Annotated in this window: 22 protein-coding genes; 12 read left to right on the forward strand and 10 right to left on the reverse strand. The window is 63.3% G+C overall.

The genetic code is table 11. The annotated features are described in order from the left end of the window. Positions 1-2: 2 nt before the first annotated feature. The 3 genes from mreD to LZ012_RS02885 are packed head-to-tail and all read right to left on the reverse strand — an operon-like array spanning position 3 to position 2,524. Positions 3-524: a rod shape-determining protein MreD gene (gene mreD, locus LZ012_RS02875; protein WP_275707358.1), complete on the reverse strand. Its 522-nt coding sequence runs from the start codon at positions 522-524 to the stop codon at positions 3-5. Next, positions 524-1,450 carry a rod shape-determining protein MreC gene (gene mreC / locus LZ012_RS02880; RefSeq protein WP_275707360.1) on the reverse strand — a complete coding sequence of 309 codons (927 nt, stop codon included), beginning with the start codon at positions 1,448-1,450 and terminating at the stop codon, positions 524-526. Before mreC ends, mreD begins: the two co-directional genes overlap by 1 nt. Positions 1,451-1,480: 30 nt before the next feature. Next, on the reverse strand, positions 1,481-2,524 hold the full coding sequence (locus LZ012_RS02885; protein ID WP_275707362.1) for a rod shape-determining protein: 1,044 nt from the start codon (positions 2,522-2,524) through the stop codon (positions 1,481-1,483). A 104-nt stretch (positions 2,525-2,628) separates the two neighbouring features. Between LZ012_RS02885 and gatC the strand changes: the two genes are divergently transcribed. From gatC to gatB, 4 genes are read left to right on the forward strand one after another with little or no spacing between them, the layout of a single operon-like run. Further along, positions 2,629-2,916 (forward strand): Asp-tRNA(Asn)/Glu-tRNA(Gln) amidotransferase subunit GatC, encoded by a 288-nt coding sequence (gene gatC, locus LZ012_RS02890; RefSeq protein WP_275707364.1) that lies wholly within the window; start codon positions 2,629-2,631, stop codon positions 2,914-2,916. Beyond that, positions 2,913-4,370, forward strand: coding sequence for an Asp-tRNA(Asn)/Glu-tRNA(Gln) amidotransferase subunit GatA (gene gatA / locus LZ012_RS02895; protein ID WP_275707366.1), 1,458 nt, complete (start codon positions 2,913-2,915; stop codon positions 4,368-4,370). Before gatC ends, gatA begins: the two co-directional genes overlap by 4 nt. 2 nt (positions 4,371-4,372) lie before the next feature. Then, complete coding sequence (locus LZ012_RS02900; protein ID WP_275707368.1) at positions 4,373-4,906, forward strand: hypothetical protein; 534 nt, start codon at positions 4,373-4,375, stop codon at positions 4,904-4,906. A 13-nt stretch (positions 4,907-4,919) separates the two neighbouring features. Further along, the gene (gatB, locus tag LZ012_RS02905; RefSeq protein ID WP_275707370.1) at positions 4,920-6,374 is read left to right on the forward strand and encodes an Asp-tRNA(Asn)/Glu-tRNA(Gln) amidotransferase subunit GatB; all 1,455 of its coding nucleotides are present in this window, start codon (positions 4,920-4,922) and stop codon (positions 6,372-6,374) included. Here gatB and LZ012_RS02910 read toward each other — a convergent pair whose 3' ends face one another. Together LZ012_RS02910 and pyrE are read right to left on the reverse strand one after the other, a co-directional pair. After that, the gene (locus LZ012_RS02910) at positions 6,375-7,016 is read right to left on the reverse strand and encodes a hypothetical protein (protein WP_275707373.1); all 642 of its coding nucleotides are present in this window, start codon (positions 7,014-7,016) and stop codon (positions 6,375-6,377) included. Further along, positions 7,009-7,650, reverse strand: coding sequence for an orotate phosphoribosyltransferase (pyrE, locus tag LZ012_RS02915; protein ID WP_275707375.1), 642 nt, complete (start codon positions 7,648-7,650; stop codon positions 7,009-7,011). Before pyrE ends, LZ012_RS02910 begins: the two co-directional genes overlap by 8 nt. A gap of 45 nt (positions 7,651-7,695) precedes the next feature. On the opposite strand from pyrE, the gene LZ012_RS02920 reads away from it, so the two are divergent. The 5 genes from LZ012_RS02920 to LZ012_RS02940 all read left to right on the forward strand — a co-directional run bounded on the left by LZ012_RS02920 (position 7,696) and on the right by LZ012_RS02940 (position 9,873). After that, complete coding sequence (locus tag LZ012_RS02920; protein WP_275707377.1) at positions 7,696-8,475, forward strand: exodeoxyribonuclease III; 780 nt, start codon at positions 7,696-7,698, stop codon at positions 8,473-8,475. Positions 8,476-8,557: 82 nt separating this feature from the next. Further along, entirely contained in the window at positions 8,558-8,872 is a 315-nt protein-coding gene (locus LZ012_RS02925; RefSeq protein WP_275707379.1) for an ElaB/YgaM/YqjD family protein, read from the forward strand. Positions 8,873-8,876: 4 nt separating this feature from the next. Further along, complete coding sequence (locus tag LZ012_RS02930) at positions 8,877-9,272, forward strand: phage holin family protein (protein WP_275707381.1); 396 nt, start codon at positions 8,877-8,879, stop codon at positions 9,270-9,272. Further along, on the forward strand, positions 9,269-9,565 hold the full coding sequence (locus LZ012_RS02935) for a YqjK-like family protein (RefSeq protein ID WP_275707383.1): 297 nt from the start codon (positions 9,269-9,271) through the stop codon (positions 9,563-9,565). Before LZ012_RS02930 ends, LZ012_RS02935 begins: the two co-directional genes overlap by 4 nt. Continuing rightward, on the forward strand, positions 9,565-9,873 hold the full coding sequence (locus LZ012_RS02940) for a hypothetical protein (protein WP_275707385.1): 309 nt from the start codon (positions 9,565-9,567) through the stop codon (positions 9,871-9,873). The genes LZ012_RS02935 and LZ012_RS02940 overlap by 1 nt, the downstream gene beginning before the upstream one ends. On the opposite strand, the gene LZ012_RS02945 is transcribed toward LZ012_RS02940, so the two are convergent. The 3 genes from LZ012_RS02945 to metX all read right to left on the reverse strand — a co-directional run bounded on the left by LZ012_RS02945 (position 9,857) and on the right by metX (position 13,114). Further along, positions 9,857-11,137 (reverse strand): AmpG family muropeptide MFS transporter, encoded by a 1,281-nt coding sequence (locus LZ012_RS02945; RefSeq protein ID WP_338033135.1) that lies wholly within the window; start codon positions 11,135-11,137, stop codon positions 9,857-9,859. The two genes, LZ012_RS02940 and LZ012_RS02945, sit on opposite strands and share 17 nt — an antisense overlap. Before the next feature lie 235 nt (positions 11,138-11,372). Continuing rightward, entirely contained in the window at positions 11,373-11,987 is a 615-nt protein-coding gene (metW, locus tag LZ012_RS02950; RefSeq protein WP_275707387.1) for a methionine biosynthesis protein MetW, read from the reverse strand. Next, positions 11,984-13,114: a homoserine O-succinyltransferase MetX gene (gene metX / locus LZ012_RS02955; RefSeq protein ID WP_275707389.1), complete on the reverse strand. Its 1,131-nt coding sequence runs from the start codon at positions 13,112-13,114 to the stop codon at positions 11,984-11,986. Before metX ends, metW begins: the two co-directional genes overlap by 4 nt. Between metX and LZ012_RS02960 the strand changes: the two genes are divergently transcribed. The 3 genes from LZ012_RS02960 to LZ012_RS02970 are packed head-to-tail and all read left to right on the forward strand — an operon-like array spanning position 13,113 to position 16,041. Then, positions 13,113-13,298, forward strand: coding sequence for a hypothetical protein (locus tag LZ012_RS02960; protein WP_275707391.1), 186 nt, complete (start codon positions 13,113-13,115; stop codon positions 13,296-13,298). The two genes, metX and LZ012_RS02960, sit on opposite strands and share 2 nt — an antisense overlap. 59 nt (positions 13,299-13,357) lie before the next feature. After that, positions 13,358-13,963 carry a PilZ domain-containing protein gene (locus LZ012_RS02965; protein ID WP_275707393.1) on the forward strand — a complete coding sequence of 202 codons (606 nt, stop codon included), beginning with the start codon at positions 13,358-13,360 and terminating at the stop codon, positions 13,961-13,963. Next, positions 13,963-16,041 carry a TonB-dependent receptor plug domain-containing protein gene (locus LZ012_RS02970; RefSeq protein WP_275707395.1) on the forward strand — a complete coding sequence of 693 codons (2,079 nt, stop codon included), beginning with the start codon at positions 13,963-13,965 and terminating at the stop codon, positions 16,039-16,041. The genes LZ012_RS02965 and LZ012_RS02970 overlap by 1 nt, the downstream gene beginning before the upstream one ends. Before the next feature lie 14 nt (positions 16,042-16,055). On the opposite strand, the gene LZ012_RS02975 is transcribed toward LZ012_RS02970, so the two are convergent. Both LZ012_RS02975 and LZ012_RS02980 read right to left on the reverse strand, forming a co-directional pair. Further along, entirely contained in the window at positions 16,056-18,146 is a 2,091-nt protein-coding gene (locus LZ012_RS02975; RefSeq protein WP_275707397.1) for a diguanylate cyclase, read from the reverse strand. Beyond that, complete coding sequence (locus tag LZ012_RS02980) at positions 18,143-19,045, reverse strand: ABC transporter substrate-binding protein (RefSeq protein ID WP_275707399.1); 903 nt, start codon at positions 19,043-19,045, stop codon at positions 18,143-18,145. The genes LZ012_RS02975 and LZ012_RS02980 overlap by 4 nt, the downstream gene beginning before the upstream one ends. Between the last annotated feature and the right edge of the window lie 36 nt (positions 19,046-19,081).

Below are 19,081 nucleotides of genomic sequence, written 5' to 3' on the forward strand. Positions count from 1 at the left end.
CCTCAGATCGGACGGTTCGGGTCCTGCTCGACCGGTCGGTATTGCGGCAGCAGCAGGATGAAGGTGGCCGGAATCCACAGCAGCGTGGCTACGAAGGGGCCGGCGAAATAGCCCCAGCCGGGGAAGTCGGCACCGACGAGCAGGCGCATCACGGCCTGCAGGACTTGCGCCCCGAGAAGCAGGGGCATGATCTGCAAGGCCTGCTGGGCCAGCGGGAACCACAGGATGCGGCGCGACAGCGACGAGGCGGCAAAGGCAAGCAGCACATAAGCGAAGCAATGCTGGCCGAGCACCGCGCCGTCGGCGACGTCCATCAGCAGGCCGAGGACGAAGCCCCAGCCCATGCCGACCCGGCGGAATTCGCGCACGCTCCAGAAGCACAGCACCAGGGCGACCCAGTCCGGCATGCCGGGCCAGTGCGCGGTGGGCAGGAAGTTGAGCACGGCGGCGGCGATCAGGCTCAGGAAAATGAACCACGGGCGAACCGGCAGCAGGATGCGGGATGAAGAAAAGGTCGGTTGCATCAGTTCTTGGCCATCCGTTTTTTCTTGACGCGCTGGCCGTCATTGGCCGTCGCCCGGCTGGCACTTTCCGGCGGCCGGTCGGGCAGGGCCTGGCGCGGCGTCAACACCATCACCTCGCCGAAGTTCTCGACGCCGGCAACCGGCACGCAGAAGATGCGGGCGAAGGAGTAGGCGCTGTCGCGCTCGATATTCACCACCTTGGCGACCGGGAAGCCGGGCAGGTAGATGCCGTCGAGGCCGGAGGTGACCAGCACGTCACCGGGCTGGATGTCGGCGTTGGCCGGCATGTAGCGCAGTTCGAGCTGGCCGTTGCCGAGACCGAAGACGACCGAGCGCTGTCCGGTGCGCACCACCTGCACCGGAACGACCTGGTCCTTGTCGGTGATCAACGTGATTTCGGCCGAGAACGGGAAGACGCGCGTCACCTGGCCGACGACGCCGGCTTCGTCGATGGCCGGCTGGCCGGCGATGATGCCCGCCTGCTGGCCCTTGTCGACGATGACCTTACGGGAGAATGGGTCGCGGGCGGTGTAGAGAATTTGCGTGACCTGGCCGTTGGCCTTTTCGCGCTCCTTGACCGAGAGCAGCTTGCGCAGGCGCTCGTTTTCCACTTCCAGCTGCGCCAGGCGCTGCAGGTTGGGGGCGGTGGCCAGCTGCGCGTTCTTCAGTTCCAGATTTTCCTGCTGCATGGCGCGCATGCCCTGCAGGTAGGTGGCGGCGTAGTCGACCAGGCTGCCCGGCGTCTGCGCTACCCGCTGCACCGGATCGACGACTAGGGCGATACTCTGGCGCAATAGTTCGAGGCTCTTGAAACGCAGGTCGACCACGAAAATCGCCACCGAAACGGCGATATAGAAAGTCAGAAGGGCCAGCGGTGCTGGCCCTCGCTTGAAGAACGGTGGTGGCGCGTGATCCATGCCGGCCATCGCTCACTCCTGCCGAGCAGTGGTCAAGGTTCAGTCCGAGGCGAAAATGCTGCCCAGCTTGTCCATCTTTTCCAGCGCCATGCCGCAACCGCGGGCGACGCAGGTCAGCGGCTCGTCGGCGACGATTACCGGCAGGCCGGTCTCTTCCATCAGCAGACGGTCGAGGTCGCGCAGCAGGGCGCCGCCGCCGGTCAGGACCATGCCCTTTTCGGCAATGTCGGCGCCGAGTTCGGGCGGCGTCTTTTCCAGCGCCGACTTGACGGCGGAAACGACCTGGTTGAGCGGGTCGGTCAGCGCTTCGAGGATTTCGTTGGAGGAAATCGTGAACTTGCGCGGGATGCCTTCGGCCTTGTTGATGCCGGAGACTTCCATTTCCTTGACCTCGGCGCCCGGGAAGGCGGAGCCGATGCTCTTCTTGATGTTCTCGGCGGTGTTCTCGCCGATCATCATGCCGTAGTTGCGGCTGATGTAATTGATGATCGCTTCGTCCAGCTTGTCGCCGCCGACGCGCACCGAGCCGGCATAGACCATGCCGCCGAGCGAAATGACGCCAACTTCGGTGGTGCCGCCGCCGATATCGACAACCATGGAACCGGTTGCGTCAGCGACCGGCAGGCCGGCACCGATGGCGGCAGCCATCGGTTCCTCGATCAGGTACACCTGGCTGGCGCCGGCGCCGAGGGCGGATTCGCGGATGGCACGGCGTTCGACCTGGGTCGAGCCAGACGGCACGCAGATGATGATGCGCGGGCTCGGGCTGAACAGCTTGGAGTCATGCACCTTCTTGATGAACTGCTTGAGCATCTGCTCGGTGACGGTGAAGTCGGCGATCACGCCGTCCTTCATCGGGCGGATGACAGTGATCGTGCCCGGCGCCTTGCCCAACATCTCTTTGGCTTCCTTGCCGACAGCCTGGATGGTTTTTTTGGCATTGGGGCCGCCTTCGAGGCGGATGGCGACGACGGAGGGTTCATCGAGAACGATGGAGCGGCCGCGCACGTAAATGAGCGTATTGGCCGTGCCGAGGTCGATGGCAAGGTCGTTTGAAAAGTATTTGCTGAGGAAACCGAACATCTATAGCTCCGCGTTGGGGGGGTGCGGTAGGGAAAACTTTTATGATACCTTATAACGCTTTCCATTTTAAGACTTTGTGCACTGCAAAAAAGTCTTTGGCACCCATGTCGCTCACATTAGAACAGGTTAAGCGCATCGCCCATTTGGCTCGTATCGAGACCAGCGATGCCGAGGCACTTTCCACGCAGGGCCACCTCAACGGTATCTTCCAGTTGATCGAGCAGATGCAGGCGGTCGACACCACCGGCGTCGAGCCGATGGCGCATGCTCAGGACCTCGGCCAGCGCCTGCGCGAAGACGTTGTCAGCGAAGCCGATCGCCGCGCTGCCTACCAGGCCGTGGCGCCGGAAACCGAAGCCGGTCTTTATCTCGTGCCGAAGGTGATCGAATGATCCACGCCAGCCTGAAAGAACTGTCGCAGGCCCTGGCCGCGAAGAAGATTTCCAGCGTCGAGCTGTCCACGCTGTTCCTCGATCGTATCGAGCGGCTGAATCCGGATATCAACGCCTTCGTCACGGTTGACCGCGAGAAGAGCCTGGCCATGGCGCGTGCCGCCGATGCCCGCATCGCCGCCGGCACGGCCGGCCCGCTGACCGGCATCCCGGTCGCCCAGAAGGACATCTTCTGTGCCGAAGGGTGGACGACGACCTGCGGCTCGAAGATGCTGGCCAATTTCGTGTCGCCCTATGACGCGACGGTGATCCGCAAGATGCACGCCGAAGGCGGTATGGTCTCGCTGGGCAAGACCAACATGGACGAATTTGCCATGGGTTCGTCCAACGAAACCTCGTTCTTCGGCCCGGTCAAGAACCCGTGGGGTCGCGCCCGCGTGCCGGGCGGCTCGTCCGGCGGTTCGGCGGCGGCCGTGGCGGCCCGCCTGGCGCCGGCGGCGACCGGCACCGACACCGGCGGCTCGATCCGCCAGCCGGCCGCGCTGTGCAACCTGACCGGCCTGAAGCCGACCTACGGCGTCGTGTCGCGCTACGGCATGATCGCCTTCGCCTCGTCGCTCGACCAGGGCGGCCCGATGGCGGCCAGCGCTGAGGACTGCGCGCTGCTGCTCAACACCATGGTCGGCTTCGACGAGCGCGATTCGACCTCGCTCGAGCGCCCGGCCGAGGACTACACCCGCGATCTGGACAAACCGCTGGCTGGCCTGCGCATCGGCCTGCCCAAGGAATTCTTCGGCGAAGGTTGCGATGCCGAGGTGATGGCCGCCGTGCGCGCCGCCATCGCCGAATACGAAAAACTTGGCGCCACCTGCGTCGAGGTGTCGCTGCCCAATTCGCACCTGTCGGTGCCGGCCTATTACGTCATTGCGCCGGCCGAGGCCAGTTCCAACCTGAGCCGCTTCGACGGCGTGCGCTACGGCTATCGCGCGCCGCAATACGGCAACCTCGACGACATGTACATGAAGACCCGCGCCCAGGGCTTCGGTGCCGAGGTCAAGCGGCGCATCCTGATTGGCGCGTACGTGCTGTCGCACGGCTACTACGATGCCTACTACCTGCAGGCCCAGCGTATCCGCCGGCTGATCGCCAACGATTTCGTCGAGGCCTTCAAGTCCTGCGACGTGATCATGGGGCCGACCTCGCCGTCGACGGCGTTCAAGCTCGGCGAAAAGGCTGCCGATCCCGTCCAGATGTATCTGTCGGACATCTACACCATCGCCGTCAACCTGGCCGGCCTGCCCGGCATGTCGATTCCCTGCGGTTTCGCCGGCGGCTTGCCGGTCGGCCTGCAACTGATCGGCAGCTACTTCGCCGAAGGGCAACTGCTCAATGTCGCCCATCGTTACCAGCAGGCGACCGACTGGCATAGCCGCCGGCCGGCCGATATCGCCTGACGATGCGCTTTGCGCCGCTCCTGCTGGTCGCCCTGCTGGCGGCCGGTTGCGCCGAAAAGCCGGTGCCGCCGGAGGAGCCGGTTGCCGAGGTGAAGGCTGAAGCACCGGCGGCAGTGGTCGAGGAAACGCCGAAGTTCAAGAACTCGACCCTGAAATACCTGGCCGGGCGCAACCTGAAGCCGCAGCCGACGCGACCGCTCAATGTCCGCTCGCGCTGTACGCACAAGGACGCCATCGGTACGCAGACGCGCCTCGACCTGCTGGTCAAGGAAGCGGAGGTCAAAACCTTCGATGCCCAGGTCAGCATGAAGGGCTACGGCGCCTGCCGCTTCAACCTGAACGAATTCGAGCAGGTAGAAAAACTGCCGCAGGCCCTGCTGCGCCACAAGAAGCAGTCCGACTGCCTGGTCCGCATGTGGGAGCAAGGCCCCAAAGTCACGATTGCCTTCAACAGTTGCCCCAAGTCCTGCGAAGGCCAGGCTTTCGACTACCTCTGGCCGATCATGGTCGAGGCGAAGAGTGGGCGTTGTTTCTGAAACGGATGAAGCTATGAATCAGTGGGAAGTCGTCATTGGCATCGAAACGCACGCGCAGCTGGCGACGGTTTCGAAGATATTCTCGGGTGCCTCGACCGCCTTCGGCGCCGAGCCTAATACCCAGGCCTGCGCCGTCGATCTCGCGTTGCCCGGCGTCCTGCCCGTGCTGAACAAGAAAGCCGTCGATTGCGCCATCCGCTTCGGCTTGGCCATCGGCGCCGAGGTGGCGAAAAAATCGGTCTTCGCCCGCAAGAATTACTTCTATCCTGATCTGCCCAAGGGCTACCAGATCAGCCAGTTCGAACTGCCGGTAGTGGTCGGCGGCAACCTGACCCTGCAGGTCGGCAGTGGCGACAAGGCCTACGAGAAAGTAGTCCGCCTGACCCGTGCCCACCTCGAGGAGGATGCCGGCAAGTCGCTGCACGAGGATTTCCAGGGCAAATCCGGCATCGACCTTAACCGTGCCGGCACGCCGCTGCTCGAAATCGTTTCCGAGCCGGACATGCGTTCTTCCGATGAAGCCGTCGCCTACGCCAAGGTGCTGCACGGCCTGGTGCGCTGGATCGGCATTTGCGACGGCAACATGCAGGAAGGCTCCTTCCGCTGCGATGCCAACGTCTCGGTGCGCCCGAAAGGTCAGGCCGAGTTCGGCACCCGGCGCGAAATCAAGAATCTGAACTCCTTCCGTTTTCTGAAGGAAGCCATCGACTACGAAGTCCAGTGGCAGATCAACGAAATCGAGGAAGGCCGCAAGATCCAGCAGGCCACTGTGCTGTTCGACCCGGATACCGGCGAAACGCGCACCATGCGGACCAAGGAAGACGCACACGACTACCGTTACTTCCCCGATCCCGACCTGCTGCCGCTGGTTATCGGCGCCGACTGGATCGCCCGTGTCCAGGGCGAGTTGCCTGAACTGCCCGGCCAGAAGCGCGAGCGCTTCATGAGCGCTCTGGGGTTGTCGGCCTACGATGCCGGCACCCTGACCGCCAGCCAGGAAATTGCCGCCTATTTCGAGGCAACCGTCGCCGTTGCCGGTCAGGCTAACGCCAAGCCCTGCGCCAACTGGGTCATGGTCGATCTGGCTGCCCGCCTGAATAAGGATGGCAAGGATATCGCCGAAGCGCCGGTTTCCGCCCAGCAACTTGGTGGCCTGATCCAGCGTATCGCCGACAACACCATTTCCAACAATATCGCCAAGAAGGTGTTCGAGGCGCTGTGGAATGGCGAAGGGGCGACGGCCGACGAGGTCATCGCTAAGCAGGGCCTGAAGCAGATTACCGACAGCGGCGCCATCGAGGCGCTGGTCGACGAGGTGCTCGCCGCCAATGCCGCCAACGTTGCCGAATTCAAGGCCGGCAAGGAAAAGGCCTTCAATGCGCTGGTCGGTCAGGTGATGAAGGCGGCCAAGGGCAAGGCCAACCCGCAGCAGGTCAACGACCTGCTGAAGAAGAAACTGGCCGGCTGATCAGCGCGGCGCCAGGCCGCTGCCCGGTGCGGCTGGGGAGCGGCGGGTCAGTTCGAAGTAACGCTTGCGATCAGCGTCGTACTTGGCCTTGATCGTATCGAACTCCTTCTTCTTGAGTTCGACGAGTTCCTGCTGCAGCTTGATCTCGTGATCGATGGCGCGCAGGTCTTTCTCGAGTTCGGGCGGCAGGGTCTTTTTCTTGTAGAACTCCGCTTCGTCGGCCAGTTTTTTGCGTTTTTTCTGGGCGGTCGCGATGCGATCATTGGTCGCCTGAATGGCGACATTGACGTCAGCTTCGGCTTTTTTCTGCGCCAGATCGATGTCTTCCGTCGTCGTGTAGGTGTCGAGCAGCGCCTGGTCGCGGCGCCGTTGCTCGCGTCCGGCATCTTCAAGCTGCTTGCGGCGCTTGTTTTCCAGAATCTGCTCAGCCTTCTGTTCCGGCGTCAGCGGCGCGCCGACTTCCTTGACGACGTTGCCACCACTGTCCAGCACCCGGTAGGCACGGCCGCGGCATTGATCGGGCAGGGTGTCGCCGCAGACGCGGCGGCCACTGGCCGGATCCTGGCAACAATAGAACTCGCCGGCCGCCTGGGCCGAGCCGGTCAGCAGCAGCGCGAGGAGCGGAAGGACGGCCTTACGCATCGACGCCGTACTGCTCGCGATAGCGGCTGACGGCATCGCGATGGGCCGCAAAGTCCGGGCGTTCGGCCAGGAAGGTCATCAGGTCCTTCAGTCCGGCGACGGCAATGACCGGAATGCCATAGTCGCGCTGCACTTCCTGCACAGCCGACAACTCGCCCTGGCCACGTTCCTGGCGGTCGAGGGCGATCAGTACGCCGGCCGGTGTGGCACCGGCCGAACGGATCATTTCGACCGATTCGCGCACCGAGGTGCCGGCCGAAATGACGTCGTCGACGATCAGCACGCGGCCTTGCAGCGGCGCGCCGACGATGTTCCCGCCTTCGCCGTGGTCCTTGGCTTCCTTGCGGTTATAGGCAAACGGGAAATTGCGGCCACGTTGGGCGAGCGCCATGGCGATCGTGGCGACCAAGGGAATCCCCTTGTAGGCCGGCCCGAACAGCATGTCGAACTGGATGCCGCCCGCTTCGGCAGCTTTGGCGTAGAATTCAGCGAGTCGGCCGAGCGAATTGCCGTCGTTGAACAGCCCGGCATTGAAAAAGTAGGGCGACATCCGCCCCGCCTTGGTCTTGAATTCGCCAAAGCGCAATACTTGGCAGCCCAGCGCGAATTCGATGAAGTCCTGACGAAAATCCATGGTTTCCTAATTATAACGACCTAAATATACGGTCTATTCCAAGCAATGTTACGCATCATCTCCCTGAATCTCAATGGTATCCGCTCCGCGTGGAGCAAAAATGTGCTGCCGTGGGCTGCCGAGCAAAAAGCCGATGTCATTTGTCTGCAGGAACTGAAAGCCCAGCGCTCCGATTTGACGCCGGAAATGCTGGCGCCGGATGGTATGCATTCGTTCTACCACTGCGCCGAGAAAAAAGGCTACAGCGGGGTCGGCATCTGGAGCCGCCAGCAACCGGACCGGGTGGTCGAAGGCTTCGATGGCGGCGAATTCGACGCCGAAGGACGCTATATCCGCGCAGATTTTGGCAATCTGTCGGTGATTTCGCTTTATCTGCCTTCAGGTTCGTCTTCTTCTGACCGTCAGCAAGCCAAATTCCGATTTCTCGATGTGTTTTTCCCGCATATGCTGGCGTTGCGGGCTGAAGGTCGGGAAATCGTGCTGTGCGGCGACTGGAACATCGCTCACAAGGAAATCGACCTGAAGAACTGGAAATCAAATCAGAAAAATTCTGGGTTTCTGCCAGAAGAGCGGGCCTGGATGAGCAAGGTGTTCGACGAGCAGGGCTGGGTCGATGTCTATCGTCGCTTGCATCCTGACACCACCGGCGAGGCCTATACGTGGTGGAGCAATCGGGGCCAGGCGTGGGCCAAGAACGTTGGGTGGCGGATCGATTACCAGATTGCCACGCCGGGCATGGCAGCGGCAGCATCGCGGGCGGAAATCTTCAAGGCGGCGCGTTTTTCCGACCATGCGCCGCTGATCGTCGATTACGCTGACAAATAAGTATTCAGAGTGAATTGATTTCGACGCGGCCAAGGGATAACCTTGAATCGTCCCCATTAACCGACTAACCATGAGGTTGAAAATGTCTGAGCAAATGTCTGTTGCCAATAAGGAAAAGCTGGTTTCCGATCTGAAGGTCGTGATCTCTGATACGGAAGAACTGCTGCGTGCCACGGCCGGTGCTGCCGGCGACAAGGTGGGCGAACTGCGCGAGCGTCTGGGTGTCCGTCTGCGCGATGCTAAGGAACGTCTGCTTGACCTGGAAGCTGCGGTCATCGACAAGACCAAGGCGGCGGCTCGCGCCACCGACGATTTCGTGCACGAAGAGCCGTGGAAGGCTGTGGGCGTTGCCGCTGCGCTGGGCCTGGCGCTCGGCGTGCTGATCGGCCGTCGCTAAGCGAATGTCCGGACAGGCGGGCGGTGAAGGCTTGTTCACCGCCTTGAAAAATTTCGTCGCGACCTTGCTGGCGATCGGCAAGACGCGTGCTGAACTTCTGGTCACCGAGCTGGAGGAGGAGAAACTCCGCTTCCTGTCGCTCTGTGCCAAGGCGCTCGGCGCGCTGTTCTTGCTCGCGCTGGGCGTGGTCATGACGGTCTGCTGCGTGGCGCTGGCCTTCTGGGAACAGCGGGTGGTCGTTTTCGGCGTTTTTGCCGTGCTGTTTGTCGGCGGCGGGCTGGCTCTCGTCGGTTCGCTGAAACGCCAGGCGGGCCAGCCGAGCAAGATGTTCAAGGCCAGCCTGTCCGAACTCGAAGCCGACATGGCGCAGTTGCGGCGCTATCGCAACAAGCCGGAATGAACCCCAAGCTGCTCGAACTGGCGACTCGCCACGGTGCGCTCAAGGTGCGCATCGATCAGCAACGCCGCCAGTTGGCGCAGCATGCGCTACCGCTCGAGGCTGCCTTGGCCAAGGGCGACACGGTGCTCAAGGGTGTCGACTGGCTCAAGCATCATCCTGCGGCGGTCGGTGCGGCTGTGGTTGCGATTGTCATCGCCAAGCCGAAACGCGCCTGGCGCTGGGCACGGCGCGGCGTTTTCCTGTGGCGCGGCTGGCAGGCTGCCAAGAGCACAATACTCGGAGAGCGCGGCTAGTGGCTGGCGGCATCAACCGGGAGGCGGTACTGCCGGTCTGGTGGCGCCAGGTCGTCTCGTCGCAGCGACGCGAGGTGCGGCGGATACTGGCCGAACTGATGCAGGCTCGGGGTCTCATGCCGCTGCTGATGAAAGCCCGCAACGGCGAGTCGTGGACGCCGGCCGAGAAAGATCAGTTGCTGGCCCACTTGCGGCGGGTGGCGCATCTGTCGCCTTACCTGATTGCGCTGCTGTTGCCGGGTTCCGTCCTGTTGCTGCCCATCTATGCCTGGTGGCTGGACCGGCGGCGCCTCAAGCGGGGCGACTAGCCTCATTGGCTCCCGCCCGGCTGGCACCCCAGGGTGCGACCTTCAAGAGCAGGACCATGCCCGGCACGGCGAGGACCGAACACAGCCAGAAGAAATTCAGCCAGCCCAGTTGCTCGACCAGCCAGCCGGCCGAGGCATTGATGAAGGTGCGCGGTACGGCGGCCAGGCTGGTGAACAGCGCCATCTGGGTTGCCGTGTAGGCTGGATGCGTGGCGCGGGCGATGAAGGCGACGAAGGCGGCGGTACCCAGGCCGACACCGAGGGCTTCGAGTCCGATGACGAAAGCCAACGCGAAGCGCTCGCCGGCGCCGATGCTGTCGTAGTGCCCTTGGGCGGCGAGCCAGGCGAAGCCGAAGATCGACACCAGCTGCACCACGCCGAACAGCCAGAGGGCCCGGTTGATGCCCAGTTTGACCATCCACAGCCCGCCGAGCAGGGCGCCGATCACCGCCGGCCACAGGCCGGCATGCTTGGCGATCAGGCCGATGTCGGTCTTGGTGAAGCCCATGTCGAGGTAGAAGGGGGTGGCCAGGGCGGTGCTCAGGCTGTCGCCGAGCTTGTACAGGAAGATGAAACCGAGGACCAGTACGGCGCCACGCCAGCCTTGGCGACCCATGAATTCGTGAAAGGGTTCGGTGACCGCCTGGCGCAGGGTTTTCGGTGCGCCCTTGACGCTCGGTTCGCTGACCAGCCAGGCCATGGCCATGCCGGGCAGCATGAAGGCGCCGGTGATCCAGAATACTTCGTTCCACGGCAGGCGGTCGGCCAGGATTAGCGACAGCGAGCCGGGAATCAGGCCGGCGATGCGGTAGGCGTTCACATGCACGGCGTTGCCGAGGCCGAGTTCGTTGTCTGCCAGGATTTCGCGGCGGAAGGCGTCGACGGCGATGTCCTGGGTGGCCGAGAGCAGCGATAGCAGGGTCGCCAGCCACAGGATGGGCCAGATGTTGTCCTTCGGGCTGAGGCCACCGAGCGAGCCGATGGCGAACAGCAGGCCGATCTGGGTGAGCAGCATCCAGCCGCGCCGGCGGCCGAAGCCAGGCAGGGTGAAACGGTCGAGCAGCGGCGCCCACAAAAATTTCCAGGTGTAGGGAAACTGGATGAGGGCGAAGAAACCGATGGTCTTCAGGTCCACGCCTTCGCTGCGCAGCCAGGCGGGCAGCAGGTTAAGCAGCAGGTAGAGCGGCAGGCCCGACGAGAACCCGGTGAAGATGCAGATCAGCATCTTCCGGGTAAGCAGGGCGGCGAGCCAGGCTGGCATCATCCTAAAAACCGTCGTTGGACGCACCCGTGGGTGCGGTTGGGGAGGTTGGCGGCGCGAAGCGACGACGCGGCAGGCTCATGCCTGCAAGGCGGGGCGATAAAGCCGGCGGCCTGCCCGGCAGTGCCGACGGATGCGTAGCGGTATCAACTGGCGGGAGAGCCGTCACCAAGGAGCCAAAGCTTGTGTTCATCGAGCTTTCAGGGTGTGAACAAGCGGTCAACTGCGGTTTCTAGGTTCAACGTGCTTGGGTCAGGCGATAGACCGCCAGGCTGCCGAGGAAATTCAGTTCGCGTTCGTCGTCGTTCTCGACCATGTTGCCGCCCTCGTCGAGGACGTGGCGTTCGCGGATGATGAGACCCATCCGTGTGCACAGCGCCTCGAAGTCGAGCAGCGTGAAGAAGCGGACGTTGGGCGAGTCGTACCACTGGTAGGGCAGGTCTTCCGATACCGGCATGCGGCCGTCGAGGACCGAGCGCAGGTTCTTCCAGTAGGCGAAGTTGGGGAAGGAGATGACCGCCTCGCGGCCGACGCGCAGCATTTCGCGCAGGATACCTTCGGTGTGGCGCACCGTCTGCAGGGTACGCGACAGCACGACATGGTCGAAGGACTGGTCGGTAAATTCGTCGAGGCCTTTTTCCAGGTTGCCCTGCAGCACGTTGATGCCGTTCTTGATGGCGGCAAGGATGTTGGCATCGTCGATCTCGACGCCGACCCCGCGCACGCCGCGCGTGTCGATCAGGTGCTTGAGCAGCGTGCCGTCGCCGCAGCCGAGGTCGAGCACGCGATGACCGGGCTCGATCCAGGCGGAAATGATGTCGAAATCGGGGCGTCCCAGCGTGTGTGCCGTCATAGCTTGATGTTCCGCAGGTAGGCAGCGACGACGCCGTGGTAGTGGGCGTCATCCATCAGGAAGGAGTCGTGGCCGAAGTTGAGATCGATTTCGGCGTACGACACGTTGCGGTTGCAGGCGAGCAGGGCGGCGACGATCTCCTTCGAGCGGGCTGGTGTGAAGCGCCAGTCGGTGGTGAAGGAGGCGATCAGGAAGCCGGTGTTCGGGTTGCTGCGGGCCATGGCCTTGGTCAGGTCGCCGCCGTCGAGGCGGGCCGGGTCGAAGTAATCGAGCGCCTTGGTCATCAGCAGGTAGGTGTTGGCGTCGAAATAGCCGGCGAACTTGTCGCCCTGGTAGCGCAGGTAGGACTCGACTTCGAATTCGACGTCGAAATCGAAGCCGAAGGAACCGTTGCGCAGTTCGCGGCCGAATTTCTCGCCCATCTGGTCGTCGGACAGGTAGGTGATATGGCCGAGCATGCGTGCCAGACGCAGGCCGCGCACCGGACGGGTGTTGTGTTCGTAGTAGTTGCCGCCGTGGAAATCCGGGTCGGTCAGGATGGCCTGACGGGCGACGTCGTTGAACGCGATGTTCTGCGCCGACAGCTTGGGCGCCGAGGCGATGATGATGGCGTGGCGGACGCGTTCCGGCTGGCTGATGGTCCATCGCATGGCCTGCATGCCGCCCAGGCTGCCGCCGATGACGGCGGCCCAGGCATCGATGCCGAGATAGTCGGCGAGGCGGGCCTGGGCTTCGACCCAGTCGCTGACGGCGACGATGGGGAAGTCGGCGCCCCAGGGTTTGCCGGTGGCCGGATTGATCGACGACGGGCCGGTCGAGCCGTGGCAGCCGCCGGGATTGTTCAGGCCGACGATGAAGAATTTGTCGGTATCGAGCGGTCGGCCGGGACCGACGATGTTGTCCCACCAGCCGACGTTGTTCGGTGCGTCGGCGTAATGGCCGGCGACGTGGTGGTGGCCGGACAGGGCGTGGCAGACGAGAATGGCGTTCGATTTGGCGGCGTTGAGTGTGCCATAGGTCTCGTAGACCAGATCGTAGGCCGGCAGAACGCCGCCACTGCGCAAGTGGAGCGGCTGATCGAAGTGGGCGCGCTGCGACGTGACGGCGCCGACGGATTGTCCTGGCATGCTGTTCCTGAAAACAAAAAACCCAGTTGGCCGAAAACGCGAACTGGGTGGTTCCCGTTTTAGCTGTATTTATAAGCGCCCGCAATCAGAGCTCAAATCGGCGCGGCTGGAGGCCTTCCAGCGTCTGCAGACGATACCGAGCAGGCAGCGAAAAGTCAATGAAACGAGTCCCTTATCGGGCTGATGCCCGTCATCAAGTTTTGTTAAAATCGTACCGATTAAATCTTTGGAAAGATCCCGACCATGTTGGATCAACGAAGGCATCAACGTATCCGTTTCGGGGTGCCGCAGACCATCCGGATCGGCTATGGCGGGGTGATCGGCGAGGGCGTCATCGAGAATCTGTCGCTGTCCGGGCTGATGATGCGGACGACGATGTCACTCGACATCTCGCACAACATCGGCTGCGAATTCAGCGTCTTCGATTCACCTGTCATCGACGTGCCGGCCGCGGTGGTCAGCCGGGTCTGCGATCTGTACGGCGTGCGCTTCCAGCCCGGTCCGATCAGCCAGATCCTGATTGAGGATGCGATCAACTCGGCGCTGACCAAAGGCCAAGCCTCCATTCTGTCGGTGCATGAGTTGGGGGGACGCAAAACCATGCGCATTACCGGCGGTCTGTCCGCCGTATTGCGCAGTGATTTCATGCATGCCCTGACGCGCATGGGGGTCGATGAAATCGATCTCGAAGGGGTCACGGCGGTCGAGCAGGCCGGTCTGGCGCTGTGCCTGGTAGCGACCAAGCGGCACGGCGTGGCGATTGGCGCGCAGTCTTCGTGTTTCGCCGAGGCCTGGGAATCCGCACTGGCCGTGCCCGGTGGCCTGGAGAGGATGGAAGCCGGGGTGTAATGAGCGAAGTACAGCAGTTGTCGCCGACCTGGTGGGCGGCCGCCACGCTCGCGGTCATGAGCGCTCAGTCGTGGTCGGCTGACGAGGGGGCGTATTTCAGCGATCTGCCGGTCGTCGCCTCGGTCAGCCGCCTGCCGCAGCGCCTGGCCGATGCGCCGACGGCGGTGACGGTGATCGATCGCGACATGATTAAGGCCTCTGGTGCGCGCGAACTGAGCGACGTGTTTCGCCTGGTCCCCGGTTTCCAGACCTATCCGCACAGCACCGAGCCGGCCCGCGTCAGCTACCATGGCCTGAACGACGAGGACTACTCGCCGCGCGTGCAGGTGCTGATCGACGGCCGCTCGATGTATTCCCCGCTGTTTGGCAACGGGGTCAACTGGGCAACCTTGCCGGTAGCGCTGGAGGACATCGAGCGCATCGAAGTCGTGCGCGGAAGCAACAGCGTTTCCTACGGTAGCAACGCCTTCCTCGGCGTTATCAACATCATTACGATCGATCCGTCGCTGACGCGCGGCGTTTCCGTGTCGACCAACTACGGTAGCCAGAACGTCCGCGACTACGGCCTGCGCGTCGGGGGGCGCGTCGGCGAGATCGGCGATTTCCGCTTCACCTACCGCCAGCAGAACGACGATGCGCTGGCCAATCGCTATGACTGGATAGACGATTTCCGGTCGCGCCTGTTCGATTTGCGCTTCGACGCAACGCTGGATGAAAGAAATACGCTGCAAGTGAACGCCGGCCGTTCGGAAGGTATCAGTGGGGTCGGGCGGCTCAGCAGCAGTAGTTTTTTCGGCCAGTCGACCAACCCGATTCGCAGCATGCGGCAGACGGATACCTATGCCCAGCTTACCTGGCGCCATGTCGTTTCGGCGACGAACGATTTCCAGATCCGCTATGCCTACGTCGCGGACCGCTCCGATGATGCCTTCAACATTGTCGTTCCGCTGGTGCCGGTGCAGACTTTCCATATTAACCAGTCGGGCGACGAGGGAACCCGTCACGAATTCGAGTTTCTGCACAATCTTCACCTTGCCTCGGCCGGCCGCCTGGCGTGGGGGGCAAGCTGGCGCGAGGACGCCATGCGCTCGGCCTGGGTCCTGCCCGGGCAGGGTACGGTACATCGAGACACGGGGCGCATATTCGGCAACTGGGAGGCCAAGCCGACCAGCTGGCTGACGACCAACCTCGGGCTGGCCGGCGAGAACGATTCCCTGGCCGGTTTCCATTGGTCGCCGCGGGCCAGCACCAATTTCCACCTGAGTCCTGAAAACACGGTTCGGGTGGGCTATTCCCGGGCGTATCGCTCGGGCAGCACCTACGATTACCGGGCCGACTATCGGCTCCGCGTGCAGAGTGGCGCGATCGTCCTCTACGACCGCTACTTGTTTGCGGCCGACCGCGATCTGAAGCCGGAACAACTGGATACCTGGGAACTCGGTTACCTCGGCGACTGGCGCGCCTGGCGGGCCAGCCTGGATGTGCGTCTGTACGATGAGACAATCAAGGATCGTCTCTATACCATCGACCGCAACGTGAATAGCGACACCGTGCCGTCCTTGACGACGCCGATTCAGGACGTGCATATCCACGGTCTGGAATACCAGCTCAAGTGGCAGCCCTTCGAGCCGACCCGTCTGGTGTTGACCCAGTCGTTCCCGAGAATAAGCAGTGATTACCTGCCATCGGCGCTGTCCTACCCCCGCGGGACGCTCAGCCAGGCGACGGCCAATCGCAATGTCGACGAGTTGACCGAACGCTCGGCACCGCGCCGGTCTACGTCATTGCTGTGGATGCAGGGTCTGCCTTACGGTCTGCAGTTCTCGCTGGCCGGCTACTGGCAGGACAAGATGAAGTGGACCTCCAATTCCTGGTCGGCCAAATACCGTCGTTTCGACGCCCGCCTGGCTTACCCGTTCCGGGTGGGCGCGATCGGCGGCGAAGTGGCCTACGTCGTCCAGTCCTTGAACGGCGCCCATGGCGAATACAAGACCTACGACGGCAGCGGTACCGACCCCGACGGTTCGGGGCGCATAGTCGATCGCCGGCAGTGGGTGGCGCTGCGCCTCGATTTCTGAGGTAATCGTTCCGCTCAGGCCGAGCGCATCACCGCTCCCTCGAACCACACTTCGAACGGCTCGTTGGGAGCGACGGCCTTGCCCTGTGCGTAGTCGATACCGAGGTCGCGCAATTGCTCCAGCGTTTCCAGATCGTCGATGTCCTCGGCGATGGAATGGATGTTCTGGTCGGCGGTGATTTCCTGGACGGCGCGGAGCAGGGCGGTGGATGCCCGGCTGCCCCCGAGGTCGCGGGTCAGGCTTTGGCTGAGCTTGACGTGGCTAGGGTAGACGCTGCGCAGATGGCTGAAGGACGACAGCCCGCCGCCGAAGTCCTCGAGACCGATTTCGCAGCCGAGGGTGCGCATCTGGCGCGAAAAATCCATGGCCTGGCTGGTCAGGTGGGTCAGGATATCTTCCGAGAAGACGAAACACAGCTTGTCGCCGGACAGATTGTGGCTGTTCAGGCTGCGGGCGATGTATTCGACCGTTTCGCGGCTACTGATCGAGCCACGCGACAGCGGCACCAGGCAATACAGGTTGCGCTGCCGCTGCTTGGCACGGGCCAGCGCCTTGATGGCGGCATCGATCAGGCGGCGGTCGATGGCCGGCGCCAGATCGTAGCGTTCGGCGGCGTCGATCAGGGCAGACAGGGCGACCGGAGATTGGCCCGGCTCGGCGAGGCGGGCAGTCAATTCAGCCATATGGCCGCCGCTCGGTGTCTGCAGGGGGCGTAGCGGAATGGCTTCGACCAGCAGGCGATCTTCGGCCAGGGCAGTGGCGATCCGGCTCGCCCAGTTGCTGCTCTCCTGGCGGCGTTCCTGGGCGGGGGTGACTTCGCACTCGCAGACCCGGTTACGGCCGCTTTCCTTGGCGCGATGGCAGGCGGCATCGCCGGCGGCGAGGATTTCGTTGATGTTGTGCACCTTGCGGCTGACGGTCGTGACGCCGATGCTGGCCCCGATGGCAAAGACCTTGTCCTGCCAGATGAAGCGGTAGGCGGCGGCCAGGCCGCAGATGTCCTCGGCCACCTGCAGCGCGCGCGGGCCGCCGCAGTTGGCCAGGATGATGCTGAATTCGTCGCCGCCCAGGCGGGCCAGGGTGTCCTCGTCGCGCAGGCGCCCCTGGAACAGCAGCCCCATCTGGCGTAGCAGTTCGTCACCGGCCAGGTAGCCGCAGGTATCGTTGACCTGCTTGAAGCGGTCAAGGTCGAGGAACAGGACGGCGAAATCGTCGTCGCCGGCATGTACGCTGGCAAGCGCCTTTTCCAGGCGATGCTCGAATTCGCGCCGGTTGAGCAGGCCGGTCAGTGCATCGTGGCGGGCTTGGAAGGCGAGCTGGGCGGTGGCTTCCTCGATGCGCGACTGCATCGACAGATGGACTTCTTCGATGCGCGAAGCCATCTGGTTGAAGCCGTTTTCGAGGACCCCAAGTTCGCCGCTCGAACTGGCCGGCACGCGGGTATCCAGTTTGCCGGAGGACATGTCATTGACGGCCTGGACCAGCCGCATCACCGGGCGCGCCAGGTTGTCGGCCATGGCGATAGCCAGAGCAGCGATGACCAGCATCCCGAAGAGAACGATCATCAGGCCGCGCTGCACCAGTTCGCGCTGCTTGTCGGCCAGTTCGCTCTTGTCGTATTCGACGAAGATGTAGCCGATGATTTCCGGGGTGCTTGGTTTGCTGGTGGCCGAAGTCGGTTCGAACAGCAGGTCGGTTTCGGTCATCGAGCGCTTGACCGGTGCGCCGAAGGCGATCCACTGATCCGTCTCGCTGACCTGCCGCGGTTCGCCCAGTTGCTGGCGGAGTTCCTCGGCCGACAGAGAAACCCGACCACTGACCGCGATCGTCCGGCCTTTCTGATTGACCACCACGGCAGCCTTGACGCCGGACTCCTGAACGGTGGCCTGGGCCAGGCCATGCAGGCTTTCGACCTGGCCGGCGATGATGCCGTATTCGCTGATCGGCGCAAGGTAGCGCACGGTGGCCATCCCCTTGACGCGCAGCTCGCCTTCCAGGGTGCGGATGCCGCTGAAGGTGAAATAGGCGACCAGCGCGATGGCGATCAAGGCGCTGGGGAGCAGCGTCAGGAGCAGCAGGCGATGGCGCAAGGTGAGACGGTTCATCGGCTCTCCCGGTCGGCGAGCAGGGCACGCCGGATGGCGGCTTCGTCAGGAATCTTGAGGCCCAATGCCTGAGCGACATTGGGATTGATAGCGATAGCGAACAGGTGGGGGCCGCTCGGCGGCGGCAGATTGGTCCCGTTGCTGATAATCAGGTCGGCCGTCTGGCGGGCGATTTGCGGTGGGGTGGTGTGCAGCGCCGCCAGCGCGCCGGCCGTGACGAAGGCCGCCGAGTAGCCGATGATCGGCCGCTGATGGCGGAAGGCCGTGATCAGGATGGCCTTGATGTTGTTGCGCCGGTAGATGGTGTTGTCGGGCAGGGCGAGCAGGGCGGCCGAACGGTCGAGCACGGCGTTGAGGGCAGGCAGCAGCGCCTTGTCGGTATCGGCGTCTTCGATATCAAGGACCAGGCCGGCATTGCTGAACGCTTGCCGGTACGGGCCCAGCTGGCCGCGAGTTTCCGGGCTGGCGAGCAGGCCGAATCGCTTCTGGTCGGGGAACAGCTGGCGGAAAAACGCCGCCTGCCGGGCGGCCGGCTGATCGAGATAAATGGCGGTAATGCGGCTCGGCCGACGATATTCGCCGAGGATGCGCTCGTAGCTTTGGCGAGGTATCAGCGTGGCGATGATGGGCGGGCTATCGACGCGGCTCAGGGCCTTGCGCAGGGCTTCGCTGCCGACGGCGACGACGAGGTCGGACGGGGCGGGGACAGATGGCGGGGCGTCGGCCAGGGTGGTCGACACGATGTTCCAGCTGGAACCGCTCAGCGTTTCTTCCAGGGTGCCGGCAAACTCCCCATAGGCGCCGCCGCTTTCGCTGAGGATGAGCGCCAGTCCGCCTCCCCATGCCGGCGTGACAAGGGAAAGCAGAAAAAACAGGGCGAATGTCGTCAGCTTGCGCACGAGCGCAATATCGCACGACGGGTATGCCAAAGCAAT

It is taken from the genome of Dechloromonas hankyongensis, assembly GCF_022012295.1.
Lineage (GTDB): Bacteria > Pseudomonadota > Gammaproteobacteria > Burkholderiales > Rhodocyclaceae > Azonexus > Azonexus hankyongensis.